13 protein-coding genes are annotated in these 15,005 nt (G+C 64.4%); 8 read left to right on the forward strand and 5 right to left on the reverse strand.

What is annotated here, in order from left to right; genetic code table 11:
* The first annotated feature begins 121 nt into the window (after window positions 1-121).
* Window positions 122-292, forward strand: a complete 171-nt coding sequence (locus NKI50_RS13270) for a hypothetical protein (RefSeq protein WP_023717857.1) — start codon at window positions 122-124, stop codon at window positions 290-292.
* Between the two features lie 26 nt (window positions 293-318).
* Here NKI50_RS13270 and NKI50_RS13275 read toward each other — a convergent pair whose 3' ends face one another.
* From NKI50_RS13275 to NKI50_RS13295, 5 genes are all read right to left on the reverse strand, one after another.
* Complete coding sequence (locus NKI50_RS13275; RefSeq protein WP_352716771.1) at window positions 319-1,908, reverse strand: indolepyruvate oxidoreductase subunit beta family protein; 1,590 nt, start codon at window positions 1,906-1,908, stop codon at window positions 319-321.
* Window positions 1,901-4,054 carry a thiamine pyrophosphate-dependent enzyme gene (locus NKI50_RS13280; RefSeq protein ID WP_352716773.1) on the reverse strand — a complete coding sequence of 718 codons (2,154 nt, stop codon included), beginning with the start codon at window positions 4,052-4,054 and terminating at the stop codon, window positions 1,901-1,903. The genes NKI50_RS13275 and NKI50_RS13280 overlap by 8 nt, the downstream gene beginning before the upstream one ends.
* Window positions 4,055-4,098: 44 nt before the next feature.
* Window positions 4,099-4,575 carry a MarR family winged helix-turn-helix transcriptional regulator gene (locus NKI50_RS13285; RefSeq protein WP_023717860.1) on the reverse strand — a complete coding sequence of 159 codons (477 nt, stop codon included), beginning with the start codon at window positions 4,573-4,575 and terminating at the stop codon, window positions 4,099-4,101.
* Window positions 4,575-6,146 (reverse strand): phytoene desaturase family protein, encoded by a 1,572-nt coding sequence (locus NKI50_RS13290; protein ID WP_023717861.1) that lies wholly within the window; start codon window positions 6,144-6,146, stop codon window positions 4,575-4,577. Before NKI50_RS13290 ends, NKI50_RS13285 begins: the two co-directional genes overlap by 1 nt.
* Before the next feature lie 311 nt (window positions 6,147-6,457).
* The gene (locus tag NKI50_RS13295) at window positions 6,458-7,249 is read right to left on the reverse strand and encodes a cyclase family protein (protein ID WP_352716776.1); all 792 of its coding nucleotides are present in this window, start codon (window positions 7,247-7,249) and stop codon (window positions 6,458-6,460) included.
* 122 nt (window positions 7,250-7,371) lie between these two features.
* On the opposite strand from NKI50_RS13295, the gene NKI50_RS13300 reads away from it, so the two are divergent.
* The 7 genes from NKI50_RS13300 (at window position 7,372) to NKI50_RS13330 (ending at window position 14,889) form a co-directional block, all read left to right on the forward strand.
* Window positions 7,372-8,946 carry a phytoene desaturase family protein gene (locus NKI50_RS13300; protein ID WP_352716778.1) on the forward strand — a complete coding sequence of 525 codons (1,575 nt, stop codon included), beginning with the start codon at window positions 7,372-7,374 and terminating at the stop codon, window positions 8,944-8,946.
* 107 nt (window positions 8,947-9,053) lie between these two features.
* Window positions 9,054-10,580 (forward strand): ABC transporter substrate-binding protein, encoded by a 1,527-nt coding sequence (locus NKI50_RS13305; protein ID WP_352716780.1) that lies wholly within the window; start codon window positions 9,054-9,056, stop codon window positions 10,578-10,580.
* A 70-nt stretch (window positions 10,581-10,650) separates the two neighbouring features.
* Window positions 10,651-11,658: an ABC transporter permease gene (locus NKI50_RS13310; RefSeq protein ID WP_352716782.1), complete on the forward strand. Its 1,008-nt coding sequence runs from the start codon at window positions 10,651-10,653 to the stop codon at window positions 11,656-11,658.
* Window positions 11,651-12,499: an ABC transporter permease gene (locus tag NKI50_RS13315; RefSeq protein ID WP_352716784.1), complete on the forward strand. Its 849-nt coding sequence runs from the start codon at window positions 11,651-11,653 to the stop codon at window positions 12,497-12,499. Before NKI50_RS13310 ends, NKI50_RS13315 begins: the two co-directional genes overlap by 8 nt.
* Window positions 12,496-13,386, forward strand: coding sequence for an ABC transporter ATP-binding protein (locus tag NKI50_RS13320; protein ID WP_352590791.1), 891 nt, complete (start codon window positions 12,496-12,498; stop codon window positions 13,384-13,386). The genes NKI50_RS13315 and NKI50_RS13320 overlap by 4 nt, the downstream gene beginning before the upstream one ends.
* The gene (locus NKI50_RS13325) at window positions 13,379-14,209 is read left to right on the forward strand and encodes an ATP-binding cassette domain-containing protein (RefSeq protein ID WP_023717868.1); all 831 of its coding nucleotides are present in this window, start codon (window positions 13,379-13,381) and stop codon (window positions 14,207-14,209) included. The genes NKI50_RS13320 and NKI50_RS13325 overlap by 8 nt, the downstream gene beginning before the upstream one ends.
* A gap of 80 nt (window positions 14,210-14,289) precedes the next feature.
* A complete protein-coding gene (locus NKI50_RS13330; RefSeq protein WP_352716786.1) occupies window positions 14,290-14,889 on the forward strand; it encodes a VOC family protein in 600 nt (199 codons plus the stop codon).
* Window positions 14,890-15,005 lie beyond the last annotated feature (116 nt).

Below are 15,005 nucleotides of genomic sequence, written 5' to 3' on the forward strand. Positions count from 1 at the left end.
GCGGGCTGGATAGCCTCACGTCCGTGATGATAGCGTGAAAGAAACGCGTTCCATCGATCCAGCCCAAAGCCTATCTCATCGTCGGCCGTTCCGGCCTGACGTTCAACAGGGGGTGAAAATCATGGAAGAGGAAGACGATGTCCTAAGCGACCTGAGCTATGTCGCCGAAAATTTCGATGATGTGGCAAAGGAAACGATCGTCCTGGTGCTGGAGGCTGCGATCGCCGAGATCATTGGCCTCAGAATTGCCCTGCAGACTGCCGCGTCGAAGGCGACATGGGCAACAGACTGAGTTGCAGCCGGGGTTGAACGAGCGCCTCAGCTCGGCGAGGTGTCACCCAGCGACGCCACGGTTTTCAGCGCGCCGTCAAGCATGTCGCCCTTCTCGTCCTTCAGCGCGGCTTCGCGCAGGCGTCTGATCCAGTCGGCGGCGTCCGGGCGGCCCTTGAGCAGGTCGAGCGCCGACAGCACCCGGTCGAATTTCGACTGCGCGCGGGCGTGGGTGTCGCTGTAACCCTTGATCAGCCGGCGGGAGTTGAGGATCTCGACGGCCAGCGCATAGTCTTCTCTGACTTGGCCGAGAGCCAGCGCATACCAGCGCTCGAGATGCGCGGTCTCGACCTTGTGGCGCAGCAGGCGGCGGCGCCAGCGGCGCAGGCCGCCGATGAACCACAATGCGGCAAAGCCGGCAAAACTGTCGGTGCGGATGTGGCGGCCGCGGTTGATGCGGCGGTCGAGGAATGCGGCGAGCTTCGGCCGGCTTTCGATATAGCTGCCGAGCCCGGCCGGCAGCGTGCCGCAGAATTCCTCAATGCGCGGATGGAAATATTCGGTCACCTGCAGGACCGAGCCGTCCTTGACGCCGACCTCGCGACGTACGCGTCGGTCGCGGCTCGAGCGCGTCTTCAGGTCGGCGACGCGGATCATGTCGTCGTAGCACATCGCATTGGCCAGATGCTTGGCGGCGGCGATCGACAGCGCGTAGTCATGTTCGGCATTGTCCAGGACGACGGCCCGGTCTAGCCGGTCGAGATACTCGCCGCCATAGGCGATGTCCTGATAGTCGACAACCTTTTTCAGACCGCGCATCGCCATGTCGCGGACAGGAGCCGGCAAAGCATCGACCCGGGCGGCCAGGTGCTGCCAGCCTCGCAAGAGACTTTGCGGGCCGCTGACTTTTGTCGCCGCGCCCGAGCCAGTTTCAGCGGCTGCCGGCTGTGCCGTCTTATCGCCCGAAGGCGCACTCGCGATGCCGCGCGCCCGATCGTAGGAGGCGCCGAAGGCGGCGAGGCTGGCCTTCACACCGCGGCCGCCGGCACTGACCGCCTGCTCGTAGCTCTCGCGTGTGAACGGCAAGGCATCGGAGCCGGCCAGCGCGCCGAGCAGGCTGGCCGAGATCATCGAGCCGTTGTCGGCGGCGATCTTCTCCATGTCGAAGGCGATGAAGCGCTTGGCCGCTGCCTCGGCAGTCGCATGCACCTTTGGCGACGATGCACGTCCGTCGCCGGGCTCGATCTTTTCCGAGACCGCTGCGATGCGGTGCGACGAGGCGATCAGTGTCGTGCGCTCCGGCGTGACGAAGCCGCGGATGATGGCGCGGCCGGCCTCCATCAGTTCGGCGGCGATCAATATATCGACGTCGCCCTGCGACGGCGACAGCGCGAAGACCGGCAGCCGGCCGCTGTCGCGGCACATCTCGACGTAATAGATGGTGGCGCCGGTGCGCTGGGCGACGCCGGCGACCGAGGTCGATTGCGCGACATAGCCGTTGCGCTCGGCGACGTCGGTGATCCAGTCGGCCAGCACGCCGCCGCCCTGGCCGCCGACCGCCAGCACGGCAAGCTTGATGACGCGCTCGTCGTCCGGCGCGCCGGCCTTGGAACGGGCTGATGGGACAGCGTCAAGCATCGGCGAATGTCAGGCGCCGGCTTTCACGGCGCCGCTGCAAGAGGCCGATCATGGCGCGGCGCGCCGCTTCCAGGAAACGGTCCCGGCGGCTCGGATTGTGCACCACGTCGGCGCGGTAAAAGGACGGGCAGAGCACCGCCGCGTCGGCAACCTCGCCGCAATTGCCACAGCCGACGCAGCTCTCGTCGATATGCGCCACCGGATCGTCGCGCAGCGGGTCGTCCAGCGACTTCACCGATAGCGACGGGCAGCCGGAAAGCCGCATACAGGCGTGATCGCCAGTGCAGATATCCTCGTCGACGCCGAATTTCGGCTTGACCGTCCGCTTACCGCCCTTGATCGCCTTGTCGACCAGAGGCTTTTCGCGGCGCTGCCGGTTGAGCATGCATTCGGACGAGGCGACGATGACTTTTGGGCCCTTTTCGTCCGTCGTCAGCGCTTCGCGCAGCGCGTCTTGCATCTTGGTTACGTCGTAGGTGCGGTCGATGTGGCGCAGCCATTTGACGCCCATCCCCTTCACCGCCTCGGTGATCGGATGCTTGGTCGACTTCGTCTTGTTGCCGGCGCGGGACGACAGGATGTCCTGTCCTCCGGTCGCGGCCGAATAGAAATTGTCGACGATGACGATGACGCCGTCATTCTTGTTGAACACCGCATTGCCGATCGATGAGGTCAGGCCGTTATGCCAGAAGCCGCCATCGCCGACGAAGGAGATCGAGCGGCGCCTAGCATCGGGCGAATTGAACGCCGAGGCCGAGGCCGGCCCCAATCCGTAGCCCATGGTGGTGGCGCCGAGCTCGAAGGGCGGCATGATCGAAAACAGATGACAGCCAATGTCGGAGGCGATGTGGTGCTTGCCCAACTCCTGTTCGACCAGCTTGGTGGCGGCGAAGATCGGCCGCTCCGGGCAGCCGACGCAGAAGCCGGGCGGGCGGCCCGGGACGACGTTGATCAGGTCGGCGGTGTCGAGCCCGTCGCCGATCTTGTTCGGCGCGCGGACCTCGCTTGGCAGCAGATGCGGGATGGTGGCGCGCAGGAATGATCCGATGCCATCGAGCATCACCTGGCCGGTGTATTCGCCGGCCATCGGCAGATGTTCCTTGCCGACGAGCTTGGTGCCGCGCCCGGCCTTGTGCAGCATCGCGGCAAAGGCCTGTTCGATGTAGTTGGGCTGGCCTTCCTCGACGACGAGCACGGCGTCCTTGCCTTCGCAGAAGGACAGGAACTCGTCATCGACCAGCGGGTAGACGGCGTTCAGCACATAGAGCGGCACGTCGGTGTCGCCATAGGTGTCGGCGAGGCCGAGCCGCTGCAGCGCCCGGATGACGGAATTGTACATTCCGCCCTGCATGACGATGCCGACCGCGCCGTGCTCCGGGCCGAAGAACTCGTTGATCTTGTTGTCGCGGATGAAATCCACCGCCGCCGGCCAGCGTTTCTGCACCTTTTCCTTCTCGTGCAGGAAGGACGCGGGCGGCAGCACGATGCGGCCGGTGTCGCGGCGCGGCGCCTCGAGCGCATCGGCGACCGTCATCGCCGGGCGCTTGTTATCCTTGGCGATGAAATGGCCGTGCACATGGCAGCAGCGGATGCGCACCTGCAGCATGACCGGCGTGTTGGAAACCTCGGACAACTCGAAGCCGTCCTCTACCGCCTTGACGATCGACGGCAGGTTCGGTCGCGGGTCGAGCAGCCAGACCTGGCTTTTCATGGCGAAGGCGTGGCTGCGCTCCTGCATGATCGACGATCCTTCGCCGTAATCCTCGCCGACGATGATCAGTGCGCCGCCGGTGACGCCGCCGGACGCCAGGTTGGCCAGCGCGTCGGACGCGACATTGGTGCCGACCGTCGACTTGAAGGTCGCCGCGCCGCGGATCGGATAATGCACCGATGCCGCCAGCATGGCGGTAGCGGTGGCTTCCGAGGCGCTTGCCTCGAAATGCACGCCAAGCTCGCCGAGGATATCCTGCGCATCGGCCAGCACGTCCATCAAATGGCTGATCGGCGCGCCCTGATAGCCGCCGACATAACCGACGCCGCATTGCAGCAGCGCCTTGGTGATGGCCAGAATGCCCTCGCCGGAAAACTCCTCGCCGGCGCCGAGTCTGAGCTTTTCGACTTCCTTGGCAAAAGACCGTTCGGCCATTTTGGGCTCCTTCCGTTGCCGCCAGAATCTGGCGGCGCGTAAGATCAGATGTCGTGCTTGCGAATGTTCTTCAGCATCTTTTGCAGCGTCGCGATCAGCGCCGCGTATTCGGCATCGTCGATGTCGTCGAACATCGTCTCGAAAGCGTCGTGCATGGCCGGCCAGGCGCGCGCGAATTCGGCGCGGCCATCGTCGGTCAGGAACACATGGCGGATACGGCTGTCGGTAACCCCCTGCTCGCGCCGCACAAACCCTTGTCCCTCCAGCGTGTCGAGCGTACGGCTCAAGGTCGACTGCTCGATGACGGTATAGACCGACAGATCGTTGACGGTGACGCCATCGGTGACCGACAGGACGGCCAGCGTCCTCACCTGCGGAATGGTCAGGCCCTGCTTGCGGAAATTATCTCGCAAGGTGGCATTGTAGCGGCCCATGATGCGGTTCATCAGATAGGGCGCGAATTGCTGCAGGCCGATCTGGCCCAGTGTCGAGATGCGCTGGCGCACAACCTTCTGTTCCATCACAGCCTCCCCGCCAGGAGGAAGCCGGAGCCGCCACCCAAGCCAGCACCCGGATGGGTCGAGGCGCCGATATGGTAGAGGCCCTTGACGCCGGTATCGTGATTGCGGCTCGTCTTGAACGGCCGCCACAGGAACGACTGGTCGATAGCCGAGGAGCCGCCATAGGGATCGCCGCCGACCAAGTTGATGTTCATCGCTCCCAAATCGGCCGGCGAATAGGCGCGGCGTGCGATGACGCTGTCCTTGAATCCTTCGATATGACTGGCGAGGATCGCTTCGGCGCGGTCGGCATAGGCTTCGCGCAGCGCCTCGGTCCAGCGGCCGTCCGCTGGTGTCTGCAGTTTGCCGGCGGCATCGCCCTTGATATGCCGTGGCGCCTCGGGCAATTGCAGCCACAGGATCGCCTTGCCGTCCGGACAGCGCGACGGGTCGAGCGCATGCGGCTGGCCAACGCAGATGGTCGGCACCTCCGGCAACATACCGCGCACGGCCTCGTTGCAGGCCTTCGACACGCCGTCGAGCCCGGGTGTCAGATGGAGCAGCGCGACCTTGTCCAGGCCCTCGCCGCGCCATGCCGGCGGCTTGTCCAAGGCATAGTGGATCTGGAAATTGCCCTTGCCGTAGAGGTATTTTTGCGCTGCTTCGGCGTCGTCCTTTGCAGCATCCCTGCCGAGCAGCCGGTCGTAAAGCTGGGTCGGCGTGACCGAGCAGATCACGCTCTTCTTGGCGGTCACGATCTCGCCGGAAGCCAGCCGCACGCCGGTTGCACGGCCTCCGCTCTGGACGATGGCCGCGACGTCGGCGCCGGTGCGGATTTCGCCGCCACGTTCCCTGATCAGGGCTTCGAAGGCGGACAGCAGGTTCCTGGCACCGCCCTTGACGATCGGCGCGCCGGCCGCCTCAAGCGCGAAGGCGATGACCTTGGCGATCTGTCCCGAAAACGCATCTTCGGGCCCGAGGCCGGCATGCAGCACCCAGGGCGCCCACAGCGCGCGCATGGTTTCCGACTGGTAGGTGCTTTCCAGCCAGCCGCGCGCCGGCACCAGCGCGTCGCCGACAAAGGCGGCAAGGCCACGCGGGCCGCGCCGCCATGCCTCGCCCGCCAGCAGCTTTGCCGTCGGGTAAGACCACAGGCTGCCGCCGAGCAGCCCGAACAGGAGGCCGGCATTGCGCTCGATCTCGCCGACATCGCTGCCGTGCCGGTCGCCGTCGCCCGCGGCAAGCGCATTGGCCGCCGCGACATTGGCGGCGCGATCGGTGCGCAGGATGGCATGGCTGCCATCCGGACGCAGCACGCCGGTCGGCGTGGAGGTATTGCAGAACTCCAGCCCGTGCCGCGCCAGATCCTTGCCCAGCGCCGCATAGGCCGGCGAGGTGATGAACAGAACGAAGGTCGTCGCCATCACGTCGTGGATGAAGCCGGGCGCGGTGATTTCTTCTGTGCGCATGCAGCCGCCGATGCGGTCGTTGCGCTCGAGCACCAGCACCTTCGCCCCCTTGCCGCCAAGCATCGCGGCGCAGACCAGCGCGTTGATGCCGCTGCCGACGATGATGTGATCAGGAGCGCTCATCGATGCGTGCTCCCGGTGAGCGGAAGGTGGAATTCATTTGCGCGGGTTGGCGTTCCTTCGCGCCCCCCTCTGTCCTGCCGGACATCTCCCCCACTTGGGGGGAGATCGGCTGTCACCGCGGCCTTCGCCACTCTCCAACGTCGCAGGAATGAGCGGGGCGCCGAAACTGCCAATCTCCCCCCAAGTGGGGGAGATGTCCGGCAGGACAGAGGGGGGCGCCGTAGAGCCCCAGCTTTGCAAGGCTGCCGCTCCCAATTCGTCACTACAACGCTGCCTGCGCACATGATCTTCTCCCGAAGACCGCAGCTACCCTATTGCCTTGGCACCAACGCCAACGCGCGGATCGGGCTGCCGGTGCCGTGCTCGATTTTGAGTGGTGCGGCGATCAGGATCGCGCCTTTCGGCGGCAGCCGGTCGAGGTTGCACAGGCTGGCGAGGCCGTAGCGATTGGCCTTGTGCATCAGGCTGTGCGCCGGGAATGGCGGCTCCATGCCGCCGGCCTTGCCGGCATCGGTGCCGATCGTCTCGCTGCCCCAGCCCTTGATGTCCTTGCCGATCAGATACTGGATGGCTTCCGCGGTCGGGCCGGGCGTGTGAGGACCGGTCTCATTGGCGTTGAGGAACTCGGCTTCCGAGCCGTTGCGCTTATACCAGTCGGTGCGCATCACCACCCACTCGCCCGCGTTGATAACGCCATGTTCGGCTTCCCATGCCTTGATGTGATCGACGGCGAGCAGGAAATCGTGATCGGCGGCCGCTTCCTCCGAACAGTCGATGACATTGACGGGTCCGACAAAATTCTGCGCCGGAATGGTGTCGGTGGCGCCGTCCGGATAATCCTTACCGGTGATCCAGTGATTGGGCGCATCAAAATGCGTGCCTGAATGCTCGCCGAGTTTGAGCCAGTTCCACGCCCACCAAGGTCCGTTCTTGTCATAGGCGGAGATGGCGTGGATCTCGATCTTCGGCGTGTCTACCGCCAGTTCCGGCGGCAGCTTGATCAGCGGTGTGTCCGGCCCGAGCGGCGCCGTCAGGTCGACCACCTGGATGGCGCCTGAAAGAAGCTGGCCGGCGACTTCGCCGAGGAGTTGTTGCGTATCCATGGTCTGTGTTCCCTCTTCTTGGATGGCTCTGAAGGCTCGTTGCGGCCCTTAATATCCTACTAGACGAAAACATATGCATCTGCAATTATCTTTAAGCATAAAGGAAATGGGTTGGGTGGGATGTGAGCGAGTTCGACGCCATATTTGTCGGGGCAGGCCACAACAGTCTGGCATGCGCCGCGCATCTGGCGCTCAAAGGCTGGAAAACTGCCGTTTTCGAGCGCGATGCAACGATTGGCGGCGCCGTCCAGACGCGTGAATTCACGCTGCCGGGTTTCCGGCACGATTTCGGCGCGATGAATCTGAGCCTTTTTGCCGGCTCGGCCTTTCACAAGAAATATGCAAATGAATTGAAAACCCACGGGCTGGAATTCGTGCCGGTGGCCGACTGTTTTGCCAGTGCGTTCCCCGACGGCCGCTGGTTCGGTGTCAGCAGCGATCTGGAAACGACCGCTGCACGAATGGCCGCCTTCTCCGCAATCGACGTCGCCACATGGCGCCGCTTGGTTGCGGCATTCCCGGCCGAGGCCGAGCATCTGTTCCGGCTGCTGGGCTCGCCGATGAGCGGTCGAGCGCTCGCCGGCACTGCCTGGAACCTGTGGCGCAAGAAGGGTTTTGCCGGCGCGCTCGATACCGGGCGGCTGCTGCTTTCCTCACCCCGCGCGTGGCTCGAGGAGATTTTCCAGTCGCCGCATGTCAGGGCGACGCTCGCCACCTGGGGCATGCATCTCGACTTCGCCCCCGACATCGCCGGCGGCGCGGTGTTTCCTTACCTCGAATCCATGGCCAACCAGTGCTTCGGCATGGTGCTCGGCAAGGGCGGCGCCGACACCATCATCCACGCTTTGTCGGGGATGCTCACGGCTGCCGGCGGCAAGATCGTCACTGGGGCTGACGTCGCCGAAATCACGGTGTCCGCCGGCAAGGCGACCGGCGTGCGGCTCGCTTCCGGCGAGATCCACACCGCCACCAAGGCTGTTATCGCCGGTGTCGCGCCCAAGGCGCTGATCGGGAAGCTGTTGCCTGACGGTTCGGGCGACGCCGGTTTCGACACGGCCATGAAAAACTTTCGCCACGCGCCGGGGACGATGATGATCCATCTGGCGCTCGACGATCTGCCGGATTGGCGCGCCGGCGCCGAGCTTCGGCAGTTCGCCTATGTGCATCTGTCGCCGTCGCTCGATGCCATGTCGCGGACCTATCAGCAGGCGATGTCAGGCATGCTGCCGGACGAACCGGTGCTGGTCGTCGGTCAGCCGACGGCGGTCGACACATCGCGCGCGCCCGACGGCAAGCATGTGCTGTGGGTGCAGGTGCGCATGCTGCCGGCCGAGATTGTGAGCGATGCGGCGGGCACGATCGCGGCGGCTCACTGGGACGAGGCTAGGGAGCACTACGCCGAGCGCGTCCTCGACATTATCGAGCGCTATGCGCCCGGCCTTCGCCGGAAGATCCTCGACCGCGCCGTGTTCTCGCCCATCGACCTCGAACGCGAGAACCCGAACCTTGTCGGCGGCGACCAGATCTGCGGCAGCCATCATCTGGCGCAGAATTTCCTGTTCCGGCCGGCGCGCGGTTACGCCGGCTGGAACACGCCGGTCGGCAATCTGCATCTGACCGGGGCGGCAACATGGCCGGGCGCCGGCACCGGTGCGGGCTCGGGCTTCATGCTCGCGCAACAGCTTGGCGGGAGGTAGGGTCCATTTTTCATCTAGGGTGAAGGAGGACAAGGCGCGGTTGCCCAAGGAGCCTGAACCCACCGATTGACAACGACACCGCGCATAAAAGCAACAGGGGAACGACCATGACAATCAACAGACGAGAATTGCTCGGATATGGCGCGGCCGCACTTGGCGCCACGGCGCTCGGCCTGCCGCAACAAGCCAAGGCAGCCGGCGAACTGACCATCGCCTACAATGTCAACCTGCCGTCCTGGGACCCGACCACTGGGCCTTCGGCGGTCAACCCGACCATCCAGGGCCTCTACCAGTCGGTGTTCGACCAGTTCATCCCGCAGAAACCGGATCTGTCCTTTGCGCCCGGCCTGCTCACCGAATGGGGCTGGAACGACGACCGCGCCAAGATCATGATGACGGTGCGCGAAGGCGTCACCTGGCATGACGGCTCGCCCTTCACGGCCGAAGACGTGGTCTGGTCGCTGCAGCGGGCGGGCGACGAGAAGACCGGCAACCCGATCCAGTTCGTCTGGAAGAACGTCAACAATTTCAAGATCGACGGCAACAAGATCACCGGCGATGTCGTGCAATTCGACCCGGTGTATTTCAAATGGATGTCGTTCCTGACCGGCTACATCATGCCGAAGGCCTATTACGAGAAGGTCGGCGCCGAAGGCTTCGAGAAAGCTCCGATCGGCACCGGGCCCTATATGGTCGACAAATTCGAGCGCAACGCCTTCCTGCGGCTCAAGGCCAACCCTAACTATTGGGGTGGCAAGCCGGCCTTCAAAAACGTGACCATCAAGTTCGTCACCGATGCGGCGAGCCGCGTCGCCGAGATCGAGTCCGGTTCCTCGCAGGTGACGCTCGAAATCCCCTATGAGGAATATGACCGCCTGATCGCCAAGGACGGGCTTGCCGGCTCGTGCAAGAACGTTTCCGACATCGGCATGATCTTTTTCAACGACATCGATGTGATGCTGGACAAGAACGTGCGCCAGGCGGCGGTGATGGCGGTCGACAAGAAGCTGCTGGTCGACCGGCTGTTGCGCGGCTACGGCCAGCCGATCGGTACGCTGGAGACGCCGGAATACGCTGCCTACGATGCGTCGATCAAGGTCGAACATAACCCGGAAAAGGCCAAGGAATTGCTGGCCGCCTCCGGCTATTCGCCGGAAAAGCCGGTCAAGTTCACGATCCAGACGACCAAGGGCTTCAAGCCCAAGGATTACGAGATGATCCAGGCGATCGTCGGCATGTGGCGCAAGGTCGGCATCGAGGCGACGATCGAGGTCTACGAAATTGCCAAGCACTACGAGCTGCGCGCCGCCGACAAGCTGGCGCCGGCAGCCTTCTACAATTGGGGCAATGCCATCGGCGATCCCACCACGTCCACCGGCTTTGCCATGTATGGCCCAAGCCCGCATTCGGTGTGGGACAGCCAGGACCTGATCGACATGATCAACCCGCTATGGGGCGAGAAGGACGAGGCCAAGCGCATTGCCGGCTGGAAGGCCGTCGACAAATACATCGCCGAGCAGGCCTATGTGCTGCCGCTGATCCAGTATGCGCAGCCGATCGTGCATGCCAAGGGCGTCAATGTCGTGCAGCATGTGTCGGGCGCGCTGTTGCCGGCGCTGATGAGCCCTGCCTGAGATCGGCCCGGGACTAACGCGCGCCGTCTGCAACGACGGCGCGCCTTTTCCGCCAGGCATACAGGCGACCATGCTGCTGCAAAGATTCCTGATCCGTCTTCTGACGATGGCGATCACGCTGTTCGGCGTGGCCGTCGTCGTCTTTATCGTCATCCGCGTCGCCCCCGGCGATCCGATCGCGATGATGCTGCCGCCCGGCGCCACCGATGCCGACATCGCGCGGCTGCGCGCGCTGTACGGGCTGGACAAGACGATCGTCCAGCAATTCTTCATCTGGCTGTCCGGCGTAGTCAGAGGCGATTTCGGCACGTCGATCTCACTGCGGCAGGATGTGCTGGGGCTGGTCTTCAATCGCCTCCCGGCGACGCTGGAGCTCGCCTCCGTCGCGCTTGTGATGGCGATGGCGATCGGCGGCACGATGGCGATCCTCGGCGCGCGCGAGCGCGGCACCGCGGTCGAGGCCGGCATCGACATTGCCAGTGGTGCGGCGCTCTCGATTCCCGATTTCCTGTGGGGTCTGGTGCTGATCTTGTTGTTCGGCGTGCTGGTGCCGGTGTTCCACATTTCCGGCCGGGTGTCGCCGCAACTCGACCTGCCCTTCGCCACGCAATTCTATCTGTTCGAAAGCATCGTGCGACTGCGCTTCGACCTGACCAGGGACCTGCTGGCACACATGCTGATGCCGGCGATCGCGCTGGCGCTGCCGCTGGCCGCGATCATCTCGCAGCTGCTGAAACAGTCGCTGAAGGAAGTGCTCGACCTCGACTATGTCGTGCTGGCGCGGGTAAAGGGCTTTTCGGAAACGCAGGTCATCCTGCGCGAGGCGTTGAAGAACGCGGCGCTGCCGACGCTCACTCTGGTCGGCGTGCAGTTTACCTTTCTGATCGGCGGCACGGTCATCGTCGAACGGCTGTTTTCCTATGAAGGTCTCGGCAATATGGCGATCGATGCCGTCATCAATCGCGACCTGCCGCTGATCCAGGGCATCGTGCTGGTCTTCGCGCTGTTGTTCGTGCTGATCAACCTTGCCGTCGACATGATGTACGCGTTGCTCAATCCGAGGCTGCGCCATGGATGAGGCCCGCATTTCAAGACATGGCTCGCGCGCCCGCCTGTGGCTGGCCGGCGGCTGGCTGCTGATTGCGCTGCTGGCCGCAATTTTTGCGCCGCTGGTCGCACCGCAGGACCCGCTGGCGCAGGATCTGATGCTGGAGCGCCTGCCGCCGTTCTGGCTGGGCGGTGCCGAGCCCGGCTACTGGCTCGGCACCGACAGCCTCGGCCGCGATCTGTTGTCACGGCTGATCTTCGGTGCGCGCATCGCCTTCATCGTCGCCTTCGCGGCGGCCTTTGCCGCCTGCCTGGTCGGCTCGGCGCTCGGCCTGATCGCCGGCTATTTCGGCGGCTGGGCCGACCGCATCATCTCGCGTATCGTCGATGTCTGGATGGCGTTTCCGCCGGTGCTGTTTGCCATCCTTCTGGTCGCCGTGCTCGGCACCGGCTTGAGCTCGGTCATCATCGCCATCGCCGTCATCGACTGGACGCGCTTCTGCCGGGTGATCCGCGCCGAGACCATGGGTCAGTCGCGCATGGACTATGTCGAGAACGCCCGCATCGCCGGCTATGGCCGCATCGGCATCATGCTGCGCGAGGTGCTGCCCAATGTGGTGCCGTCGATTGTGGCGCTGCTGTCGCTGGAGATGGGCATTGCCGTCATCGTCGAGGCGATCCTGTCCTTCGTCAATCTGTCGATCTCGACAGACGACCCGACCTGGGGCGGCATCATCGCCGAGGGCCGCCTGTCGATCCATCAGGCCTGGTGGGTGCTGGTGTTCCCGCTGGTCACGCTGATCCTGACGGTGCTGTCGTTCAGCCAGTTCGGCGAGGGCCTCAGGGCGCGTTTCGATCCGGTGCTGCGATGAACGCGCCTGCGAAACCCTGCCTGGACATACGCAACCTTAGCGCGGTGCTGCCTAATGGCTTGCGCGTGCTGCGCTCGGTGTCGCTCGCCGTCGAGCCCGGAGAAGTCCGCGCGCTGGTCGGCGAGAGCGGCGCCGGCAAGACGATGATCGGCAAGGCCGTGCTCGGCGTGCTGCCACCGAGCGTGCGCATCGTCGAAGGCGATATGCTGCTCGAAGGCGAGGATCTGGGCCGGCTGGCACCCAAGGCAAGGCGCACCCTGATCGGCGCGCGCACGGCGCTGATCCCGCAAGACCCGCTGACGGCGCTCAATCCGTCACGGCGCATCGGCCCGCAAATGACCGACCGGCTGGTGCGCATCCTCGGCTGGAGCGGTGAGAAGGCCGATGCACGCATCCGCCAATTGCTGGACGAGGTGCAGATCCGCGACCCCGAGCGCGTGCTCAAATGCTATCCGCACGAGCTGTCCGGCGGCATGCGGCAGCGCGTGCTGATCGCCGCGGCGTTTGCAGCCGAACCAAGGCTGATCGTCGCCGACGAGCCGACGACCGCGCTCGACGTGACCGTGCAGAAACAGATCTTGCGGCTGATCGCGCAATTACAGCGCGAGCACGGCACGGCGATCCTGTTCGTTACTCACGATCTCGGTGTGGTTGCCAAGATCAGCCAGAAAGTTTCGGTGCTCTATGCTGGCAAGGTGGTGGAAGAGGCCGATACCGCAGCGCTGTTCGCCGCACCCCAGCACCCTTATACGCTGGCGCTGATGGCGGCGACGCCGCGCTACACCGATCCGTTCGCCTCGCTGAAGCCGGTCGACGACAAGGTGCTGGCCGGGCTGGCCGCGGAGATCGCCGCCGCCGATCAGGCATGGAGGCGACCGCATGGTTGAGCCGCTGTTTTCCGTGCGCGGGTTGAAGGTTGCGTTGCCCGATATGACGCGCAAACCGCTGATCGGCCGGGCGCCGCTGGCCGAGATCCTGAAGGGCCTGGATTTCGACCTGCCAAGGGGATCGGTGACCGGCATCGTCGGCGAATCCGGCTCCGGCAAATCGACGCTCGGCCGTGCCTTGGTGCGCCTGCTGGAGCCCAGTGCCGGCAACGTCATGTTCGACGGCCGCGACATCACACATCTGCCTGAGGCCGAGCTCCGGCCGCTGCGCCGCAATCTGCAGATGATCTTCCAGGATCCGATGTCGTCGCTCAACCCGCGCCGCACCATCTTCAGCATCATTGCAGCACCCCTCAAGCAGAACGGGCTTGGCGACAATCTCAAGGCACGCGTCGCGGAGGCGCTGCAGCGCGTCGGCCTGCCGCAGAGCTTTGCCGGCCGCTACCGTCACGAAGTGTCGGGCGGCCAGCGCCAGCGCGTCGGCATTGCCCGCGCACTGGCGCTGTCGCCGAAATTCGTGCTGGCCGACGAAATCGTCTCCGGCCTCGACGTGTCGACCCAGGCGCAGATCCTGACGTTGCTGGAAAAACTCGCCGCCGAAATGGGCCTGACCGTTGCCTTTATCAGCCACGATCTGTCGGTGATCCGGAGGCTCTGCCGACAAGTGATCGTCATGCGCGAAGGCGCGATCGTCGAAGCCAGCGCGACGGATACTTTGTTCGAGCACCCGCGGCAGGCCTACACGCGCGACCTCCTCGCCGCCATTCCGCTGCCCGAGATCGATGACGCCTGGCTGCTTCCCGCCCCAAAGGCGCCGGCATGAAGCACAATCCTATTCGCACGCCGAAGAGCGGGCCTCGGGCGTGCGCCCGGCAAAATGTCCCGCTATGGAGGATGACTGATATGAAGAATGCGATCCGATATGCGACGCTTGCAGCCACCGTGCTGGGAAGCATCAGCACCGCTTGCGCCAGTTCCATACCCGGCATGCGTGGCCACGACCACACCGGCGTCACCGTCCCCGACATGCAGCAGGCGGTCGATTTCTTCACCGAAGTGGTTGGCTGCAAGAAGGCGATGTCGTTCGGCCCGTTCGCCGACGACAAGGGCACATTCATGCAGGATCTGCTGGGCGTCGATCCCAAGGCGGTGATCGAGGAGATCACCCTGGTCCGCTGCGGACACGGGTCGAACATCGAGCTGTTCAAATACACCGCGCCGGACCAGAAGGACCTGACGCCTCGCAACAGCGACATAGGCGGCTTCCATATCGCCTTCTATGTCGACGACATCGCCGCCGCAAAAGCCTATCTTGACGGCAAGGGCGTCAAGACGCGAATGGGACCGCTGCCGGTTACCGAAGGCCCCGCCGCCGGCCAGGCCATCCTTTACTTCCAGGCCCCTTGGGGCTTGCAGTTGGAAGCGATCAGCTATCCCAATGGCATGGCCTATGAAAAGGATGCAGAAACGGTGCTGTGGAGCCCGAAGAACCCGGAAAAATAGCCCGGGAGTCCCTAGCCTGCGGAGCCGACTGCTGGCAAGGCGAGTTATCCGGGGCGGATTGTTTCAATCTTGAAACTTCAAGCTTGAATTAATTTTCCTCAGGCGTAAACTCGACA

It is taken from the genome of Mesorhizobium sp. M0563, assembly GCF_040321065.1.
Classification (GTDB): Bacteria; Pseudomonadota; Alphaproteobacteria; order Rhizobiales; family Rhizobiaceae; genus Mesorhizobium.